16 protein-coding genes are annotated in these 19042 nt (G+C 60.4%); 9 read left to right on the plus strand and 7 right to left on the minus strand.

The annotated features are described in order from the left end of the window. Positions 1–22: 22 nt before the first annotated feature. From PH547_RS13545 to PH547_RS13560, 4 genes are all read right to left on the minus strand, one after another. A complete protein-coding gene (locus PH547_RS13545) occupies positions 23–979 on the minus strand; it encodes a sugar-binding transcriptional regulator (protein ID WP_285168481.1) in 957 nt (318 codons plus the stop codon). Positions 980–1145: 166 nt separating this feature from the next. Next, entirely contained in the window at positions 1146–2078 is a 933-nt protein-coding gene (locus PH547_RS13550) for a sugar phosphate isomerase/epimerase family protein (RefSeq protein ID WP_283053898.1), read from the minus strand. A gap of 21 nt (positions 2079–2099) precedes the next feature. Continuing rightward, positions 2100–3611: a glycerol-3-phosphate dehydrogenase gene (locus tag PH547_RS13555; protein ID WP_285168484.1), complete on the minus strand. Its 1512-nt coding sequence runs from the start codon at positions 3609–3611 to the stop codon at positions 2100–2102. A 69-nt stretch (positions 3612–3680) separates the two neighbouring features. Next, on the minus strand, positions 3681–5234 hold the full coding sequence (locus PH547_RS13560) for an FGGY-family carbohydrate kinase (protein ID WP_285168487.1): 1554 nt from the start codon (positions 5232–5234) through the stop codon (positions 3681–3683). A 321-nt stretch (positions 5235–5555) separates the two neighbouring features. Between PH547_RS13560 and PH547_RS13565 the strand changes: the two genes are divergently transcribed. The 8 genes from PH547_RS13565 to PH547_RS13600 all read left to right on the plus strand — a co-directional run bounded on the left by PH547_RS13565 (position 5556) and on the right by PH547_RS13600 (position 14834). Then, positions 5556–5738, plus strand: coding sequence for a hypothetical protein (locus tag PH547_RS13565; RefSeq protein WP_260305191.1), 183 nt, complete (start codon positions 5556–5558; stop codon positions 5736–5738). A gap of 331 nt (positions 5739–6069) precedes the next feature. Beyond that, positions 6070–6717: a DUF2291 domain-containing protein gene (locus PH547_RS13570; RefSeq protein WP_283053902.1), complete on the plus strand. Its 648-nt coding sequence runs from the start codon at positions 6070–6072 to the stop codon at positions 6715–6717. Further along, positions 6714–8258 (plus strand): sugar ABC transporter ATP-binding protein, encoded by a 1545-nt coding sequence (locus PH547_RS13575; RefSeq protein WP_285168489.1) that lies wholly within the window; start codon positions 6714–6716, stop codon positions 8256–8258. The genes PH547_RS13570 and PH547_RS13575 overlap by 4 nt, the downstream gene beginning before the upstream one ends. Positions 8259–8281: 23 nt before the next feature. Then, positions 8282–9334 carry an ABC transporter permease gene (locus tag PH547_RS13580; RefSeq protein WP_285168490.1) on the plus strand — a complete coding sequence of 351 codons (1053 nt, stop codon included), beginning with the start codon at positions 8282–8284 and terminating at the stop codon, positions 9332–9334. 115 nt (positions 9335–9449) lie between these two features. Further along, the gene (locus PH547_RS13585; protein WP_260305187.1) at positions 9450–10397 is read left to right on the plus strand and encodes a D-ribose ABC transporter substrate-binding protein; all 948 of its coding nucleotides are present in this window, start codon (positions 9450–9452) and stop codon (positions 10395–10397) included. Positions 10398–10564: 167 nt separating this feature from the next. Continuing rightward, positions 10565–11407 carry a DeoR/GlpR family DNA-binding transcription regulator gene (locus PH547_RS13590; RefSeq protein ID WP_283053906.1) on the plus strand — a complete coding sequence of 281 codons (843 nt, stop codon included), beginning with the start codon at positions 10565–10567 and terminating at the stop codon, positions 11405–11407. A 90-nt stretch (positions 11408–11497) separates the two neighbouring features. Then, complete coding sequence (locus PH547_RS13595; protein ID WP_285168493.1) at positions 11498–13027, plus strand: FGGY-family carbohydrate kinase; 1530 nt, start codon at positions 11498–11500, stop codon at positions 13025–13027. Positions 13028–13088: 61 nt separating this feature from the next. Next, on the plus strand, positions 13089–14834 hold the full coding sequence (locus tag PH547_RS13600; protein ID WP_285168495.1) for a glycerol-3-phosphate dehydrogenase/oxidase: 1746 nt from the start codon (positions 13089–13091) through the stop codon (positions 14832–14834). Between the two features lie 28 nt (positions 14835–14862). Here PH547_RS13600 and PH547_RS13605 read toward each other — a convergent pair whose 3' ends face one another. Together PH547_RS13605 and PH547_RS13610 are read right to left on the minus strand one after the other, a co-directional pair. After that, positions 14863–15624: a class II aldolase/adducin family protein gene (locus PH547_RS13605; protein ID WP_285168496.1), complete on the minus strand. Its 762-nt coding sequence runs from the start codon at positions 15622–15624 to the stop codon at positions 14863–14865. Further along, positions 15621–16757 carry a TauD/TfdA family dioxygenase gene (locus PH547_RS13610; RefSeq protein ID WP_285168498.1) on the minus strand — a complete coding sequence of 379 codons (1137 nt, stop codon included), beginning with the start codon at positions 16755–16757 and terminating at the stop codon, positions 15621–15623. The genes PH547_RS13605 and PH547_RS13610 overlap by 4 nt, the downstream gene beginning before the upstream one ends. A gap of 158 nt (positions 16758–16915) precedes the next feature. Here PH547_RS13610 and PH547_RS13615 point away from each other — a divergent pair, with 158 nt between their 5' ends. Beyond that, positions 16916–17800, plus strand: a complete 885-nt coding sequence (locus PH547_RS13615) for a LysR substrate-binding domain-containing protein (RefSeq protein WP_285168726.1) — start codon at positions 16916–16918, stop codon at positions 17798–17800. Positions 17801–17918: 118 nt separating this feature from the next. Here PH547_RS13615 and fba read toward each other — a convergent pair whose 3' ends face one another. Further along, positions 17919–18983, minus strand: coding sequence for a class II fructose-bisphosphate aldolase (gene fba / locus PH547_RS13620; protein WP_285168499.1), 1065 nt, complete (start codon positions 18981–18983; stop codon positions 17919–17921). Positions 18984–19042 lie beyond the last annotated feature (59 nt).

Below are 19042 nucleotides of genomic sequence, written 5' to 3' on the forward strand. Positions count from 1 at the left end.
CCACATTAATTTTGTTATTTTGTTATAATTCATGTGGCGAGGAAGGCCCCAGAAGCGCCTGGGCGGTTCGTTCGTCGGTAATCAGGCCGTAGAGGCATCGGCTTTTCAGGACCGCGCGGATGGCCTCGGCCTTCGCAACGCCGCCGGCCAAGGCGACCAGCCTTTCCTTCTTCGACCGCGGCAAGGAAGCCGACAGGGTTCGCGCCGTCAGCGTCGTCTCAAGAATGTGTCCGTCAGTATCGAAGAAATGCCCGAGTATCTCGCCAACGCCGCCTGCGGCCGCGATCTCCGCGATTTCACGCGGCTCAACCATCCCGGATAGGACAAGCTGCGCGTCGGTATCGACGGTTCCGAGACCAACAAGCTTCAGGTCGGCATTGTTGGCGAGATCGAACACTTCCTTGACGCCGCGCTGCGCAAGCATCACTTCGCGGTCCTCGCCGGTATTGGCGAAAAAAGGCACGGGCATCATATAGGCGTGCGCGCCGGTCTTTTCGGCGATGCGGTGCATCACGTCATAGGGATTGGCCACATAGTTTCTCGACAGGCCACCGAGCATCGAGACGAACCGCAGCCCCTTGGCGTTCAACCGCGGCATATGGTGCACGGCCGATGACAATGTTCGACCGTGGCCGAGGCCTATGACCTTGTTGTCGCCGCGCTCGATCTCTCGCTTCAGGAAGCCGGCGCCGGCCTGGCCGAGGGCGCGAAACTCGAAGCCCTCTTCGCCGAGATCCGGCGCCACCTCGCAATATTGCAGGCCGAAACGTTCCGCCAGGCGGGTCTCAAGCTCCACGCATTCGACGATATCGCCGTCGATCGTCACCTTGACGACGCCGTCGGCGACCGCCCGTGCGATCAGGCGGTGCGCCTTGACCGACGGCACGCCAAGGCGTTTGGCGACCTCCGACTGTGTCAGTCCGCCGGCATAGTGCAGCCAGGCGGCGCGCACGGCGAGCGACTCATCCGCATCGGCCATCGATTGTCCCCTTCCATTCTTTCACCCAAAATCGCGCTTTCGCCATCGGTGCCTTTCGATGGTGGCCAGCGGCAGGCTTCGTTGCTGTTGCGGCATCGGTGCTCGACCAAGAATCAAATGTAATGCCGCAACGTTGATGTCCTAAAGCCTTGCCGGGTTCTTGCAACTAGAGGCGCAGGCTGCCCGCGCCGGTGTCGATATGAGGCGCCCAGAAGGCGATGCTTTCAGCGATCTGTGATATGACCTGGCGATCATTGGGTTCGCGCTCCTTGAACGACAGCTCTAGGCAAATCTCGTTGTCCTCCGCACCGCCCTCGGCGAAGGCCTGCAGCAACGGGGCGGGCTGGATACGGCCCCTGGCGTTGAATTCCGCCGTGAAGGGCCGATGCCCGCCCTTGTCCATCAGGCTTTGCTTGATGTGGATGATCGGAGAAACCGGGGGAACGGCGCGCGCCCAGGCATAGGGATCATAATCGTCGGGATTTGCCGACGTGACATCGCCATGATCGATATCGGCCATCATCCACATCGGCACCGCGAGATCGGCGGCCGTCAGGCGATCCTGAAGCGCAATGCATTCGCTGATCGTCTCGCCGAATTCGCGGCCGATACTCATCGGCTCCCAAAACACATAGGAAAGACCGGCCGAACGGGCATGCTCGGCAACCTCAGCCCAGCAATCGATGGCGATCTGGGTGAGGCTCTCCCGCTGCGCCGGATCGTCGAAATCCTTGTAGGTGAAGATGGCGAATTGCGTGCCGACAGACTGGCCGCCGAGATCGGCGATGATATCGGCGAAGGTCTTGAACCAGTCAACGTAGTAGCGCCGGACATCGGCGTCGGGATGGCCGAAATGATTGAGGCGCCCATAGGGGCCGGTCATGCCCGAGGTTACGCGAACGCCGGTGCGCTCCAACGCGGCTCGCATCCTGCGGGTCAGCCGTCGGATTGCCGATGCTTGCCAGCTCGGATTGATGAATTCATGCGTCAATTGCAGGTCGCGGATCCTGAGGTCGCGCGCAACCGTCTCGATGAGATCGTCCGGCTCGGCGAAGCGGTTCACAAGCGGATTGGTGTTGAGTGAAAGTGTCAATGCCATGGGATCGGCTCCTCGGATGTCTCAGGCGGCCAGAGCCAATTCGCTCTTGAACCAAGTCGAGAAATCCGCCTTCTCCTTCGCGGTCATATGCAGGCCTTCTTTGGTGCGCCGCAGGAGAACATCGTCCACGGTCTGTGCCCATTCGTAAGCAACGAGATAACGCACCTCCGCCTCGTAGAGATTGCCGCCGAAATGGCGCCCGAGGCCGGCAAGTGACGTGGCGTCGCCGATGATGGTTTTGGTCCGCGCCCCATAGAGGTGGCCGTAGTGGTTCACGAGCACGCGCGGCATCCAGGGATAGGCCTCGCGCAACGTGTCTGCGAAGCTGGTGTAGTCCGCGTTCGGAATGTCGCCGCCCGGCAATGTCGCCGCACGGGTCCAATCGCCGCCCATCTTGGGGAAGAATTTGGCGAGCCTTTGCAGCGCGTGTTCGGACAGTTTGCGGAACGTCGTGATCTTGCCGCCGAAAACGTTGAGCATCGGCGCGCCGCCGGTTTCGTCGAGATCGAAAACGTAGTCGCGCGTCACGGCGGAAGGATTGCCCTGACCGTCGTCGAACAACGGCCGAACGCCGGAGAAGCTTGAGATCACGTCGGAACGGCGCAGCTTCTCCTTGAAATAGCGGTTCACGGCGGCGATCAGATAATCCATCTCTTGCTCGTCGGCCTTCACCTCCTCCGGTTGGCCTTCGTAGGGAATATCAGTTGTGCCGATGAGGGCCATGTCGCCTTCATAAGGGTTGATGAAGATCACGCGCCGGTCATGATTCTGAACCAGATAGGCATGTTGCCCGCTCCAGAATTTCGGAACGATGATATGGCTGCCTTTGACGAGCCGGACCTTGCGTTGGCTGTTAGAGCCGGCGACGCGGCCGATGATGTCATTGACCCATGGGCCTGCGGCGTTCACAAGGACGCGCGCCCGCACTGTGCGCAGGTCGCCGGAGCGCTGGTCGCGCATCTGAACGATCCAACTGCCATTGTCGCGCCGTGCGCTGATGCAGGCCGTGCGCGTCAATATCTGAGCGCCCTTTTCGGCCGCATCGAGTGCGTTCAGCAGCACGAGCCGTGCATCGTCGACCCAGCAGTCGGAATATTCGAAGCCCCTGGTAAATTGATCGACGATCGGCGTGCCTTCCGGATCGCGGCTGAGATCGAGGGAGCGGGTGCCGGGCAAGCGCTTGCGGCCGCCCAGATGATCGTAGAGGAAGAGGCCGAGGCGGACGAGCCAGGCGGGCCGGTCCGTCGGGCTATGCGGCAGCACGAAACGCATCGGCCAGATAATGTGGCTTGCGGAATTCAGCAGCACCTCGCGCTCGATCAAGGCTTCGTGTACCAGGCGAAACTCATAATATTCAAGATAGCGCAATCCTCCGTGGACGAGCTTCCCCGATCGCGATGATGTGCCTTCCGCCAGATCGTCCTTCTCGCAGAGCATGACGGAGAGACCCCGACCGGCTGCGTCCCGCGCGATGCCGGCGCCGTTGATGCCGCCGCCGATCACGAAGAGATCGAGGATTTCGGATTCAGTCATTTCACGCTCCTTAGGATGCCTTGCGCATCAAAATCATCTGTCTCGACCGCGCGCGGGATGTGTATGCCCCTATGGCTGCGAAGCGAGCTTGTCCCACGCGGGTGCGATCGCCTGCCGCACCTCTAGATAGGCCGCAAATAGTCGGTCATAACGGCGAGCCTCGTCCGCGTCGGGCGCTTCGGTTTCACCAAGCAGCGGCGTCACCCATTCGGCAATGCAGTCGTCCATGGTCCCATAGGCGCCGATTGCGACCGCGGCCATCATGGCAACACCTGCGGCTCCCGCCTCCTGGCGTTCAGAGACTCTGACCGGCGCATTGACGGCGGCCGAGAGCGATTGCCGCAGTGCGCGGCTCCGTGCCGCTCCGCCCGTCATCCGCAGCTCGAGCGGCATATCGCCCATCGCCGCGTAACAATCGCGCGTCGCCATGCCGAGCCCTTCGACCACGGCGCGAACCAAGTCCGGAAAGCCGTGGCGAATGGAGAGCCCGGTAAAGCCGGCCCGCGCATGGGCATTGACGAAGGGGCCGCGTTCTCCCGCCTCGGAAACATAAGGGTGGTAGAGAATGGAACCGGGACGGCTTTGAGCGAACCAGGCGTCGATCCGGGAGATGAGATCCGAGGCGGCTACAGGCTTGCCCGCTTCGGACATCAGATCGGCGGCAATCTGCAAAATCCAGTCGATATTGATCGTCGCACCCATATTGGTCTGAACCTGGGTGACGATGCCGGGGATCGGCAGGGTGATGACATAGCCGGTGCCCTCGGCATTGAGCTGGACATCGGAGACCGCCTTGGCGCGCATATGCACACCTGTCGAGCCAATCGTCGAGCAAGCGGCATTCTGGCCGGCGGTACGCACTCCCGCGCCGAGCGCCGTCATGACCATATCGACATAGCCAAGGCAGACGGGCGTGCCGGCCAGCAGCCCGGTCGCGCTTGCCGCATCGGCCGATAGCGGATGCGTGAGCTCGGTCCCTTCGATGATCTCGGGCAGAAGGGATGTTCTGTGATTGAGGCCGAGCGCGTCGATGACGACGGAATCGTAGCGACGCGTACGGAAATTGCCGAAGGTGAAGCTTGCCTCGGACGGATCGGTCGCGCGAATGCCGGTGAGATTGAGGTAGAGCCAATCCTTGCAATGCAGCGCCGTCTCGGCGCGATCGAGAAGCTCCGGCATATAGCGGTCCATATGCGCGAGCTGCGAGCCCTGCTGACAGGTGTTGAGCCCGGTGCCGGTCGCCTCGAAACGCGCGCGATTGTCCGGATGGCTGGTCAGGCGATTGACGGTCGGGGCCGCCCGTGCGTCGAGCCATAGCCAGGCATCGCCGACGGGCTCGTTATTGGAGCCGACGAGCCAGGTGCCGTCTCCTTGGCCGGTCACGGCAATGATGGCGGCACGCGCGGCAAGGTCGTTGACCATATCGGCGAGTCCGCGCAAGGCGCTGACGCAGTCCGTCCACGTACGGCCGAGCGGCTGCGTAGCGGAGCCGTCATCCCCCATCGTATATTGATTGCGCGCCGATGCCGACGCGATCTGCCGGCCCGAAAGCTCGAAGGCTACGGCCTTAATGACGGAGGTTCCCGCATCGATGCCAATGATGAGCGTTTCGTTGCTAGGCATTGCGCAATAGCTCCGGCGCGCCAAGACCTGCATCCACGGCGGTCAATCCTTGTGTCGCATCCATTCTTCGCTCCTCCCCAATCGCTTTCATTGAACCGCGCCTGCGGCGCCATCTCAACGACTGCATTCGCTGCCGAAATGCTCGATCAGATTATAACATAGAGATATCATAACGTCCGTAATATTTTTCTAGTAATGTAATTTTTTTCATATAAAATGGATGGTGTCAATTGTTTCGGATATCCCGCGAGCCAAGCGGCGCTTGGTTGGCGGGCATTGCATGGCTTGGCCTTGAAGTGGCCGCAGCCAGGATGCGGTCAATTGAGCAGTCAGCAAATTGACGCTAAAAACTATTGGTTTTCAACGGTATTTTTGGCCTCTGTTGATTTATGGACACTAAGCCGAGCATTGGTGAATGCCGAAAGGCTGGCGATGGCGGCAAGCGCGATGACTATCGTTGCCGGCCCTATCTCATCGACGGCGAATGCGCCAGGAAGCCAGTAGGATCAAGAGAGGCTGTTGACACATCGGAAAATTTATAACATGGTTGATGGCGTTAATAACATATATCTATCGTAACTAACGTCATAGCTGTGATGATGAGGTCAGGTGATTGGGGGAGACAAGCGCCGGCAACCGAGGAGGAATTTCGATGAGCTATTTCGTTTCAGGATACGGTCCGGTTTCGTGCCAAGGCGATCGCGTCTGTGAACGAGGCACGCGCCGTTCCGTTCGCGCAGGCCGACAGCGGCTTCGATGATTGCCGGCCGCCGCTCGCGGTTCCCTTCCTTGTCAACAGAGCAATCCGGCCGATAGCGCCGAAGGTCTTTCGAATATGAGTGCACAAATTCAAAACGCGGCCTCCAAGCCGAAAATTACATTGTGGGCGAGCGTGGCGGCGGCGGTGATCGTCATCGCGGCGATCGGCTTCGATACGACCGTCGTAAGGATCGGCTCCAAACATGACGTGCGCGAACAGGCGTTCTCGCCAGAGGCTTACGGCGCCCAGGAGTTCCCGAAGGTGGTGGCGAATGTCGAGCAGCGCGCCGTTGGTGCCGTCGATCTGGCCAATGCGATCGCGGCCGACAAGAAGGCGGCAGGCGACAAATACGGCGTTGCCACGAGCACCGGCCCGGTCATGCCGGTTTCGCTGACCGGCGTCTTCGGCGCCCGAAAAGCCAATTACAACGAGATCAAGGTGGATGGATTGCCGGACGATGTCGTTGTCCGCGTCCAGACGGGTCCGGCCGTCAACGGCACGGACCTGCGCGATGCCACGGGCACCATCGAGTTCGGCCAGTTCACCAATCAGATCGAGTATCAGGATGCCGGTTCGGCTATAAACAACGAGATGAAGAAGAACGTTCTTGCGGGTCTCGACGTGGACAATCTCTCGGGCAAGACCGCATCCGTCGTCGGCGTCTTCAAGCTCATCAATCCGAAAAACTGGCTGATCACTCCGGTCAAGGTCGAAGTCAAATGAGTGCAGCGCTGCAAAATGAGGGCGCACGCGGCGAGGTCGTTCTTGCCGCCCGCCACATCGCGAAATCCTATGGCAGTGTCCATGCCCTGAAGGGCGTCAATTTCGACATTCATCGCGGCCAGGTGACCACTCTCTTCGGGGAGAACGGCGCGGGGAAATCGACGCTGATGAAGATCCTCTCCGGCGTTGTCCAGCCGAGTTCCGGCGAGATTGTCCTCGACGGTCAGCCGGTCTCGTTTTCTTCCTCTACCCATGCCCGCGAATGCGGCATCTCGATCATTCACCAGGAATTGAGCCTCGCTCCCAACCTCAATGTCCGCGACAATATTTTCATGGGCCGCGAGATTATCAGGAGCGGCAGCGTGGACTTTGCCGAGGAAGAACGCCAGACGCGCGCCCTGATGGCGGAGCTTGAAGAGGAGATCGATCCGCTGACCCCCGTCGAGGATCTGCGCCTCGGCCAGCAGCAGATCGTCGAGATCGCGCGCGCTCTGTCGGTCAATTCGCGTATCCTCATCATGGATGAGCCGACCTCAGCGCTTAGCGCCAGCGAGGTGGAGGTTCTCTTCAAGGTCATTCGCGACCTGACGAGCCGGGGCGTCTCCATCGTCTATATCTCGCATCATCTCGAAGAGGCGCTTCAGATCACCCACCATGCCGTCGTGCTCCGCGACGGCAACATGACGGCCTATGCCGAGCGCAAGGACATCGATCTCGAATGGATCGTCCGCAATATGGTCGGCGAAAACTTCGACCTCGGAAGTCCGCCGATCGGCCATGAGATCGGCGAGGTTGCGCTTGCACTTGAGAATTTGACGGTTCCTGGCCCCTCGGGCGCTGCCTATAACGCGGTGGATCGTCTTTCGCTGCAAGTCCGTGCCGGTGAGATCGTCTGCATATACGGTTTGATGGGGGCAGGGCGCACCGAACTGCTCGAATGCGTCGCGGGACGTCTTCGCTCGAGCGGCGGCAGGGTCCAGCTTGAAGGTCGTGATATCGGCAATCTCAACATCGCCGGACGTATCGCCAGCGGCTTGGTGCTGGTGCCTGAAGACCGCCAGCGCGACGGCCTCGTCCAAACGATGACGGTCGGCTCCAATCTTTCGCTGGCCAGCATCGCTGCCTTCACCAAGGGATTGCTTACCTCCGGCGGACGCGAGCGGGAGCTGGTGAACAACTCGATCCGCAAGGTTCATATCAAGACGGACGGCGGCGAGGCGGCGATCGGCTCCCTTTCGGGCGGCAACCAGCAGAAGGTTGTAATCGGTAAGATGCTAGCGACCGAACCCAAGGTCATGCTGCTCGACGAACCGAGCCGCGGCATCGATGTCGGCGCGAAGGCGGAAGTCTTCAAGCTTTTGGCCGAACGCGCCAAGCAGGGCCTGGCGGTGATCTATTCGACCTCGGAGGTCGGCGAATGCCTCAGCATCGCCCACCGCATCATCGTCATGCATCGCGGCAGGATATCCGCCGAATTCGGTCCCGACGTCACCAAAGAAAAAATCATGGCCGCCTCGGGCGAAGCAGTGGTCGCGCACTAGCCGGCAATTATGGAGCACTGATTATGTCAGTCACGAATGTCACTGAAAAGAAAGCGGTTGCGAACGGGCAGAGGCGGAACACCAATGTCATCCGGTTGATCCTCGAAGGCCGCGCGTTCTTCGCGCTGATCGTCATCGTCGCAGTCTTTTCCTTTCTGTCGCCCTATTATTTCACGCTCAACAACTTCCTGATCATGGCCTCGCATGTCGCGATCTTCGGCATTCTGGCGATCGGCATGCTTCTGGTGATCCTGAATGGCGGCATCGACCTCTCCGTCGGTTCAACGCTTGGCCTTGCGGGCTGCATCGCCGGCTTCCTGATGCAAGGTGTGACGCTGTCGAGTTTCGGCGTCATCCTGTATCCGCCGGTCTGGGCCGTCGTCGTGATCACCTGCGCGCTCGGCGCGGTCGTGGGCGCTGTGAACGGCGTGCTGATCGCTTATTTGCGCGTACCAGCCTTCGTGGCGTCGCTCGGCGTTCTCTACGTAGCGCGCGGGGTCGCGCTGCTGATGACCAACGGCCTGACCTACAACAATCTCGGCGGCCGGCCGGAACTCGGCAATACCGGCTTTGACTGGCTCGGCTTCAACCGCCTGGCAGGCATTCCGATCGGCGTCATCGTATTGGCGGCGCTTGCCATCATCTGCGGTCTGGTGTTGAGCCGCACCGCCTTCGGCCGCTGGCTCTATGCCTCCGGCGGCAATGAGCGCGCCGCCGATCTTTCGGGCGTGCCGGTCAAGCGGGTGAAGATCATCGTCTACGTTCTTTCCGGCGTCTGCGCCGCGATCGCCGGCCTGGTCCTGTCGTCGCAGCTCACCTCCGCCGGTCCGACAGCGGGCACGACCTATGAACTGACCGCAATCGCGGCTGTCGTGATCGGCGGCGCGGCGCTGACCGGCGGCCGCGGCACCGTCCGCGGCACGATGCTCGGCGCCTTCGTTATCGGCTTCCTGTCCGATGGCCTCGTGATCATCGGCGTGTCCGCCTACTGGCAGACCGTGTTTACCGGCGCAGTCATCGTGCTCGCGGTCCTCATGAACAGCATCCAATACGGACGTCGGACCAAGTCGGGCTGACGATCGCGACAGAACTTGTCCACGACGGCAGACCTGCTTCGAACAGCCCGCCGATTGCGGAAAGCACCGCCGGTTCGCCGGCATTATCTGAGCTCATCAAATGGGAGAGAGACCAATGTTTAAAAAGGGATTGCGCATTGTTATGACGGCTGTCGCGGTGGCGCCGCTTTTGACCGGGGCGGCATGGGCCGCCGGTCAGATGACGATCATCGTCAACGATCCGGCCAACCCATACTGGCTGACGGAAGGCAATATCGCCAAGGCAACGGCCGAGAAGCTGGGCTATACGGCGACCGTCAGCGCCCATAAAGGCGATACCAATACTGAAAGCAATCTGATCGACACGGCAATCACGAACAAGTCTGTCGCCATCATCCTCGATCCGGCCAATGCCGACGGCTCGGTCGGCGCGGTGAAGAAGGCAGTGGCTGCTGGCATTCCCGTTGTCCTGGTCAACGCTGAAATCAACCAGGAAGGTCTCGCCAAGGCTCAGCTCGTTTCCAACAATGCGCAGGGCGCCGCACTCGGCGCGCAGCAATGGGTCGAAAGCGTCGGCGACAAGGGCAAGTATGCCGAGCTGCTCGGCGCCCCCTCCGACAACAATGCCGCAACCCGTTCCAATGGTTACGAAACGGTGCTGACGCAGTATCCGGACCTGAAGAAGGTTGCGCAGGAAGTCGCCAATTGGGACCGCACCCAGGGCCATGACAAGATGCAGTCCATGCTGCAGGCCAATCCCGACATCGTCGGCGTCATTTCCGGTAACGACGAAATGGCGCTCGGCGCGATCGCCGCGCTGAAGGAAGCCGGCAAGCTCGCCAAGATCAAGGTCGGCGGTTTCGACGGTTCGCCGGATGCGGTTGCCGCGATCAAGGCTGGCGAACTGCAGTACACCGTGCTGCAGCCGGTCGCGACCTTCTCCGCGGAAGCGGTCAAGCAGGCCGACAACGTCATCAAGACGGGCAACACCGGCGCCAAGAGCGAGAAGCAGCTCTTCGATTGCATTCTGATCACCAAGGATAATGTCGACAAGTACACCGCTCCGTTCGTGCTGTCGCAGTGATGACAACGGGGGCGCCGGTCGCGGCGCCCCCATTCGGCCGCCGGCAGTTTGCTGAAGGCGGCCAGGACATGCGCAATGCAAAGGGTTGTTCCATCTCCTCTTTTTGCCTTCGCACTGCATTCGCTGTACGAAAACGACATCGACGAGATTCAGCGGCAGGGGCCAAAGTGACACAGAAGACAAGCTTAGGAACATCCCTCTTGGACGAATTGCCAAGCGACAGCCGGCACACCCGCCAGCTCGCTCGCCGGCAGATGATTGCCGAGGCGGTGATGACGGAAGGCTCCATGCGTATCGAGGATCTGACGGAGAGATTCGGCATCAGTCTGATGACCGCTCATCGCGATGTCGACGAACTCGTCAGCCGCGGTCTTTTCCGCAAGACGCGCGGAATCGTCACGGCCGCCGCCACCAGCCTTATTGAATCGAGCGACGTCTACCGTTCAAACCGGCAGGCGGCCGAAAAGAAATCGATTGCGGCGGCGGCAATGCAGTTCGTTGAGCCTGGCCAGGCGATTTTCTTCGATGACTCCACGACCGTGCTGCAGATGGCAGCCCATCTTTCTGCCAAGGTGCCGCTGACGGCGATCACCAACTCGCTGACCCTGATGAACACGCTCAAGGGGATGCATGACGTGACGCTTCTGGCCCTTGGCGGCCAGTACTATAGCTGGTGCAACGCCTTCATGGGCCGCATGACGATCAACGAGATCACCAGGCTGCGGGCCGATATCGCCTTCATTTCGATGTCGGCGATCACCGACGACATCGTCTTCCATCAGTCGCCTGAGATAGTCGACACGAAACGGGCGATGTTCGACTGCGCCGTTAAGCGCATCCTGCTTGCCGATCACACGAAATTCGAGCGGCGTGCGTTGCACAGCTTCGCGGCGCTCGGCGAGTTTGATGCCGTGGTCGTCGATGACAAGACGCCCGCCATCCACATCGACCGCATGCGGTCCAAAGATATCAACGTCGTCATCGCCAAGGGCGATGGGGGTCGGTCATGATAGTGGTGAGGATAGACGGGGCCAAAAGCGGCCAGTCTGTTCGCGGACCGGATCATGCCTGCGGCCTTTCCACTATCCGGAGTCATGAGAATGCCGAGTCTGCTCGGAATTGATAGCGGTCTGACGGTCACAAAGGCCGTTATCTTCGATATCGACGGCACGCCGATTGCCGTGGCACGGCGGCGCGTCACGCAGTTCATACCCAGGGCCCGCCACATCGAGCGCGATATGGATGAGCTCTGGTCGGCGACGGCGGATGCGATCGCCGAGGCGATCAGCCTCAGCAAGCGTCCTGCCTCCGATATCCAGGCGGTCGCGGCAACCGCCCACGGCGACGGCATCTACATGCTCGATCGCTCCGGCAGGCCGCTGGCGCGCGCGATCCTGTCGCTCGACAGCCGGGCAGGGGCTGTTGTCGATCGCTGGCTCGAAAGCCCGGTCGCAGACGAAGCCATAAGGCTTACCGGGCAATTGCCGCATGTCTCGGCGCCGTCGGCGCTGCTTGCCTGGATCAAGGAGAAGGAACCGGCCCGTTTTGCCGAGATCGGCCATATCATGAGCTGCAAGGACTGGCTTCGCTTCTGCCTGACCGGGGCGATCGGCACGGACAGGACGGAAGCAAGCACCTCCTTCACCGCTGTTGCCAGCCAGGATTATTCGCAGGATGCGCTCAAGCTCTTCGGACTGGAAGCGCTGGCGGATGCCCTGCCGCCGGCCTCGCGTTCCGACGAGATCGTTGGTCATGTGACGCGGACCGCCGCGGCGCGAACGGGGCTTGCCGAGGGAACACCAGTCGTGGCCGGGCTGCACGATGTTACCGCATCGGCGCTCGGTGCGGGCGGTTACGCATCCGGCGTGGTTGCCGTGATTGCCGGCACATACTCGATCAACGAAACCCTGTCCTCCGAACCGCGCGTCGACAGGCGATGGTTCTGCCGCAATGCCATTGCGCCCGGCCAGTGGAACAACATGTCGATCTCGCCGGCTTCGACGGCGAATTACGACTGGTTCCTCGATCGCCTTTGCGCCAGCGAACGCGTAAGCAGCGAAGCGTCTGGCGGATCGATCCATGCACTGCTGGCGCCCGAGATAGAGGCGGCGTTTGCACGTTCCTCGACAGCGCTTTTCCATCCCTATCTGTTTGGCTCGCCCTACGGCGCTTCCGCAAGCGCCGGCTTCTTCGGTCTGGGCGGCTGGCATGATCGCGGTGACATGCTGCGGGCGGTTCTCGAGGGAATTGCCTTCAATCACAAGATCCATGTCGATGCTTTGAGTGATGGCTTCGCCTTTGGGGAGGCAAGGCTTGCTGGCGGCATTTCCCGCAATCCGAGGGTCGTCCAGATGTTTGCCGACGTACTCGACATGCCGGTGACTGTGACGGAGACGGATGAGGCAGCGGCTTGGGGCGCGGCTCTCTGTGCAGGTGCGGGTGTCGGTCTCTATACCGATCCGCAGAGCGACCCTCGCGATGTCCCCAAGATCGCTACAACCCTCCATCCGGATGCATCCCGCAGCCTCCATTATCGCGAGAGATACGATCTGTTCCGTGAAATCGCCGAGGCAATGACCCCGATCTGGCCGAAGATCGGCCGCCTCGCCTCCACTGAATCGCAAGATTAGGACAATAGGCCGCCGCGCGCGGATAGCTCGCACTGACGGTACTTCCGTAGGAAATAATGGTATGACCGATATCGCCGCCGATCTGAAACAACGCTTTGCGACGTTGCCGGACAGGGACAAGGACATAGACGTCGTCATTCTCGGTGCCGGCGTCAACGGCGCGGGACTCTTTCGCGATCTTGCCGCCCAGGGCGTCAATTGTCTCATCGTCGACAAGGCCGATTTCGGGTCGGGAACGAGCGCGGCGCCGTCGCGCCTCATTCACGGCGGCTTGAAATATTTGGAGACGGGTGAGTTCGGCCTGGTTGCCCAATCGACGCTGGAACGCAATCTCCTGCTTCAGAACGCGCCGCATTGCGTCGAGCCGCTGCCAACCTTCATCCCGATTTTCTCATGGACGCGGGGCATATGGGCGGCTTTGCGCACGCTGACGGGCTCGACGACGGCACCCCGCAGCCGCGGCGCCGTTCTTATCAAGATCGGGCTTGCGCTTTATGACTTCTTCGGATCACGCAACCGCGTCATGCCGCGTCACCGGTTCATATTGAAGAAGCGCGCGCTCAAGGAAATGCCGTATGTCACCCCTGATATCGCAGCGGGTGGCATTTACTACGATGCCACGATCAGCCGGCCGGAACGGCTCGTTTACGAACTGGTTATGGACGGGCTTCAGGCCAACAAGAACGCGCTGGCGGCAAACTTCACCATGCTGACGTCATCGGCGGGTGGGAGGCTCAGCTTCGAGCGAGCTGACGGCACGACATTTTCGGTTGCTCCTAAGCTTGTCGTCAACGCCGCCGGTCCTTGGATCGATCGCGTCAATGAAGCGCTCGGCGCGCCCTCGCATCTGATCGGCGGCACGAAAGGCTCGCATATCCTGCTCGATCACCCCGAGCTCGTGCGCGGCCTGAACGGCCATATGATCTACTTCGAGGCGGATGATGGCCGTATTTGCCTCGTCTACGGCTATCTTGGCCTCGCTTTGGTCGGCTCCACGGATATTCCCTGTGACGATCCCGACAACGTTCGGTGCGATGAGCCGGAGATCGACTATTTCCTCGAAAGCGTCCAGGCATTGCTGCCGGGTCTTCGCTTCGGGCGGGAGCAGGTGGTCTATAGCTATAGCGGCATTCGTCCCTTGCCGGCTTCGGATGCATCGTCGCCGGGGCTGATCAGCCGCGACCATTCCGCTCCGGTGATCGAGCCGAAGGCGGATCGTCCCTTTGCGATCGTTTCGCTCGTGGGCGGCAAGTGGACAACCTTTCGAGGCTTTGCCGAGGAAGTTGCGGATCTTGCGCTCCAGCGCCTGAACCGCACGCGGACCCAATCCACAAAGCATCTCGCGATCGGCGGCGGCCGCGATTTCCCGATGAATTCGACGGCGCGCGCGGAATGGGTGCGCGCCGTGGCGAAACGAACGGGTGCGACGCCGGGGCGGATCGACCAACTCTTGAGCCGCTACGGCACCACCGCGACCGCGATCCTCGATTATCCGTCGGCACATACCGATACCGTGCGCCTCTCTGGGGCTTCACATTACAGTGCTCTCGAAATCGATTGGATCGTGCGGCAAGAGCTCGTTGTCCATCTTTCGGACGTGGTGTTCCGGCGCACGACGCTCGCGATCGAGGGCGCGCTGACCATGCAAGGCTTGCGCGACATCGGCGCAATTGCCGCCGAAGCGCTTGGCTGGACGGAACAAAGGCTAGAAGCCGAGATCGAAGACGTGGTGAATTTGCTCGCAAAGTTCCACGACGGCCGGCTGACGGATGCGTCTGGTCAGCAGCCGGTGGACGTGCGGATATGAACCGGCCCAGCCTCTGTTTCCGCTCACCCTATTCTTTGTAGGACGCGTCGCTGCGGTCGAGCATCGATTTGAGGTAATCGAAATGTGCGAACGCCATGCCCTTGTAGGCATGCCAGCCTTCCGCGGTTTTGTGGGCGATCTCGTCGGACAGGATGTTCAATGCCTGGCCGCTGGAATAGGCCAACATCAGCGTCTTCGCAGCCTTTTCAAAGAAATAGAGATCCTCGAATGCCTCCGCTACGGTATCGCCGGTACAGGTAACGCCATGATTCCCCATCAGCAGGGTCTTGTTGCTGCCGAGAGAGCGAGCCAGCCTTTCGCCTTCCTCGGCATCATCAGCGATCCCTCCGAAACCGAGGTCGATGCCCAGCCTGCCGAAGAAGCGCGCCGTATTGTTGTCGATCGGCTTCATCGACGGGTCCTTGAGGGTGGAAAGTGCCGTCGCATAGGGCGGATGGCAGTGGAGCAGCACGCGGACCGCAGGGCATTCGCGATGGATTGTGCCATGAACAGTCCACGCAGACGGATCTGGTGCATTTGTGCGGTTCATAACCGTCCGATCATCCGCATCGAGCAACAAGAGATCGCTTGCCCGGATTGATCCGAAGTGTTTCCACTTCGGGTTCATCAGGAACCGTTTGCCATTCGCAGACACGGCTGCGCTGAAGTGATTGCCGACGGATTCGCTCCAGCCGAATTCGACGCAGAGACGAAAGGCGGCCGCCAGATCGATCCGCAACTGTGCGAGATCATCGCCGGCAACATCGGCATGGGAAGCCTGTCCGTTCATTTGAACCGTCCTTCGGATGTCAGCGCGCGATAGGTGCTGCGCATCTCGCCGCGATCGGCGTAGCAACCGCGAAGATAGCGTTCGCCGCTGTTTGCCGAATAGGCCGCCCGCCCGTGCACGATGCGGTGATTGTCGAAGACGATGCATTCCGTCGCCTTCAGCGTGAAGCGCATGAGGTACTTGTCGGATTGCAACATGCGGCCGAAACGGCAGAAGGCCGGATAATACCGATCCAGAAAAGTCTGCGGCAGGTCGAATATATCGGCCATGTGTTGGCTGATGGTGACGCCGGACACCTCGCCGTGCTCGTCCAGTTCGATGACCCTCTGACGGGAGCGCACATCATAGGCGTCGTGCTCGCAGTAATAGGGAATTTCCGTTTCCGTCAGGAGCTTGAAGTCGTCCGGAAACTCCTTCTTCAGATCGTTCGCCACGGCAACGCCATCGAGAAAGAGATTCCTGCCTCCCTCGACGCTATTGGCCCGGCAATGCAGGAATTGCATGCCCGGCGCCATTTCTTCCGCGGGAGTGTCGGTATGCAGTTCCAGAGCCTTTGCCGTATAGGCAAGGTTTGTCGGTTTGATATGCGTGCGCACGTCAAAATAATCGCCGAAGAATGTCGGGCGTACATGCCCCATCAGGCGCACCAGTTCCGTCAGCCCCTCGTTGCTGTCGGGCATGTCCGTCACGATCGCGACACCTTCGACGATCAGCGCCTCCAGCCATTTGGCGACGATGGATTTGTCGCCCAGAAGCGCCGGCTGTGAGAATCTGGCAATGGCGGGATAGTGATCCGAATACCAAGGGCGTCGCGGAAGGTCTGCAGGATCATGCCGGCGCTTGCCGTTGCTATACTGCGCCAGCAGGCTCAGCGGATAACGGCTCTTGTGCCCGTCTCCCGTCCAGACGATTTCTAAGGCATTTTCGACCATCGTGGCCTGCTCCGGTACGGGTGCACTATCAAGATGGAAGATATCGAACACGCGCTCGCGCGTCTGACTGTCGAACGATGTCGGGCAATTATCCCGCAACCAATAGTAGTTGAAATAGCTTGCCGTTCCACCTGACAGGCAGAGATGAAGACCCAGCTCGCCCAGTTTTACCGGTGCTTCGTTCAAAAGACTCGTGCCCATCCTACCCTCTTGCTAGCTTATGTTTTACCGTTGGCCTTCATCTCGAAAGGCCCTTGTTTGTGGACAATAGAGAGGGTAGGCGCTAATCTGAATACTGGAAAAAATACATCTAGTATAATGTAGGGATTATATTGGGCGCTCGTCTTCCACCCCTTCGATTGCTGACGGTCTTCGAGACCGTACTACGGACAGGCAGCGTCCAGAAGGCTGCGTCGGACCTGAATGTTACGCAACCGGCCGTGAGCCAAGCGCTCAAGACCCTGGAAGACTACGTCGGCACACGCCTGCTTGACCGGAGCAAGCGCCCGGCAACACTCACGGAAGCGGGCAGGATTCTACAGACCGGTGTTTCAGAAGGGCTTGGGCGCATAGCGGAGGCCTTCATGCAGATACGCTCGCTTCAGAATGCTGCCGAACAATCCGTCACCGTCGCCTGCAGCGTCGGTACGGCGACCTATTGGCTCATGCCGCGGCTGGCGGATTTCTACAGTGAGCACCAGAACATCGCCGTGAACGTGCTCACGACCGCCGGCGCGCCGGAATTCCAGCCCGGTGTGGATCTTGTCATCCGCTACGGCACGGGCAGGTGGACGGACGGTCGAAGCGTTAAGCTCTTTGACGAAAGGGTCGTTCCCGTCTGCAGTCCGCTCGTCGCTAAAAGGATCGAATCCGAAGGCGGCCTGTCGACCGCGACCTTGCTGCATGTCAGAAGCGACGACAATAGCTGGCTCACTTGGAAGGATTATCTCAGTCTCAATGGATTGCCCGAAAATCGGGCGCTGGGCCGCTACTTCACCAACTATGTTCAGGCAACCCAGGCTGCCTTGTCGGGGCAGGGCGTCCTGCTCGGATGGGAGTCGAATGCGGGAGATCTCGTTCGCGAGGGGAGGCTCGTGGTGTTTGGCGCGACTGCCTATTATCCCAAGGAAGCCTTCTTCCTCGTTTCTCCCACGACGTCGGAGCGCGGGGAGGCGGTGCGGCTTCTGACGGAGTGGATCGTCGGTCTCGGAACCGGCAGCAATGGCGTCGGCGCTTCGGCCTGAGGAGCGGCCGTTCGCATATCCGGAAGAGAGTGTCCACAAAGCCTGCCATCCCCGGCAGGCTTTGTGGATCGACATTTTACGTTTGTGCCGGAGTCGGTCTATCGCCCGACATCAGCTTTTACGAAAAGACCGGGTCGAGCGAGCCGGACTTGTAGCGCTTGGCCATTTCGGCGACCGAAAGCGGTTGAATGCGGGCGGCGTGACCGGCCGTTCCAAACTGCTCGAACCGCTCCTTGCAAAGCTTCGTCAGCGCCGCCATGGCGGGCTTCATATATTTGCGCGGATCGAATTCGCTCGGGTCTTCCTGCAATATGCGGCGAATCTGGCCGGTCATCGCCATGCGGCCATCGGTGTCGATGTTGATCTTGCGCACACCGTTTTTAATGCCGCGCTGAATCTCTTCGACCGGCACGCCCCAGGTTGGCTTCATCTGGCCGCCATACTTGTTGATGATCTCCTGCAGTTCGGCCGGAACCGAGGAAGAGCCGTGCATGACGAGGTGCGTATTGGGCAGCTTGCGATGGATTTCCTCGATCACGTTCATTGCCAGCACCGAACCGTCGGGCTTTCGCGTGAACTTATAGGCGCCGTGCGAAGTACCCATGGCGATGGCAAGCGCATCGACCTTGGTCTCGCGAACGAACTTGACCGCCTCGTCAGGATTGGTGAGAAGCTGATCATGCGACAGCTTGCCTTCGGCACCATGACCATCTTCGGCCTCGCCCATGCCGGTTTCCAGCGAGCCCAGCACGCCAAGCTCACCCTCGACAGAAATGCCGCCGAGATGCGCCATGTCGGTGACCGTCTTCGTCACGCCGACATTGTAATCCCAATCGGCCGGCGTCTTGGCGTCTGCCTTCAGCGAACCGTCCATCATGACCGAGGTGAAGCCGGCCTGAATCGCCGTCATACAGCTCGAGGGATCGTTGCCATGGTCAAGATGCACGCAGACCGGAATATGCGGGTAGATCTCGACGACCGCGTCCATCATGTGCTTCAGCATGATGTCGTTGGCATAGGCTCTGGCGCCGCGTGATGCCTGCATGATGACGGGCGCATTGACAGCGTCGGCAGCCTCCATGATGGCGAGCGCCTGCTCCATATTGTTGATATTGAAAGCGGGTACGCCATAGCCATGTTCTGCTGCGTCATCGAGCAACTGCCTCAACGTGATGCGTGCCATTCAAGCTCTCTCCCTTTGCCATTGTGAGCGACTGCGATCATTTTGATACTTATCGGGAT

The organism is Rhizobium cerradonense, assembly GCF_030182455.1.
Classification (GTDB): Bacteria; Pseudomonadota; Alphaproteobacteria; order Rhizobiales; family Rhizobiaceae; genus Rhizobium.

Coding starts and splice junctions, on each gene's coding strand:
- PH547_RS13545 (WP_285168481.1), bottom strand. CDS start 979: ATGGCCGATGCGGATGAGTCGCTCGCCGTGCGCGCCGCCTGGCTGCAC.
- PH547_RS13550 (WP_283053898.1), bottom strand. CDS start 2,078: ATGGCATTGACACTTTCACTCAACACCAATCCGCTTGTGAACCGCTTC.
- PH547_RS13555 (WP_285168484.1), bottom strand. CDS start 3,611: ATGACTGAATCCGAAATCCTCGATCTCTTCGTGATCGGCGGCGGCATC.
- PH547_RS13560 (WP_285168487.1), bottom strand. CDS start 5,234: ATGCCTAGCAACGAAACGCTCATCATTGGCATCGATGCGGGAACCTCC.
- PH547_RS13570 (WP_283053902.1), top strand. CDS start 6,070: ATGAGTGCACAAATTCAAAACGCGGCCTCCAAGCCGAAAATTACATTG.
- PH547_RS13575 (WP_285168489.1), top strand. CDS start 6,714: ATGAGTGCAGCGCTGCAAAATGAGGGCGCACGCGGCGAGGTCGTTCTT.
- PH547_RS13580 (WP_285168490.1), top strand. CDS start 8,282: ATGTCAGTCACGAATGTCACTGAAAAGAAAGCGGTTGCGAACGGGCAG.
- PH547_RS13585 (WP_260305187.1), top strand. CDS start 9,450: ATGTTTAAAAAGGGATTGCGCATTGTTATGACGGCTGTCGCGGTGGCG.
- PH547_RS13595 (WP_285168493.1), top strand. CDS start 11,498: ATGCCGAGTCTGCTCGGAATTGATAGCGGTCTGACGGTCACAAAGGCC.
- PH547_RS13600 (WP_285168495.1), top strand. CDS start 13,089: ATGACCGATATCGCCGCCGATCTGAAACAACGCTTTGCGACGTTGCCG.
- PH547_RS13605 (WP_285168496.1), bottom strand. CDS start 15,624: ATGAACGGACAGGCTTCCCATGCCGATGTTGCCGGCGATGATCTCGCA.
- PH547_RS13610 (WP_285168498.1), bottom strand. CDS start 16,757: ATGGGCACGAGTCTTTTGAACGAAGCACCGGTAAAACTGGGCGAGCTG.
- fba (WP_285168499.1), bottom strand. CDS start 18,983: ATGGCACGCATCACGTTGAGGCAGTTGCTCGATGACGCAGCAGAACAT.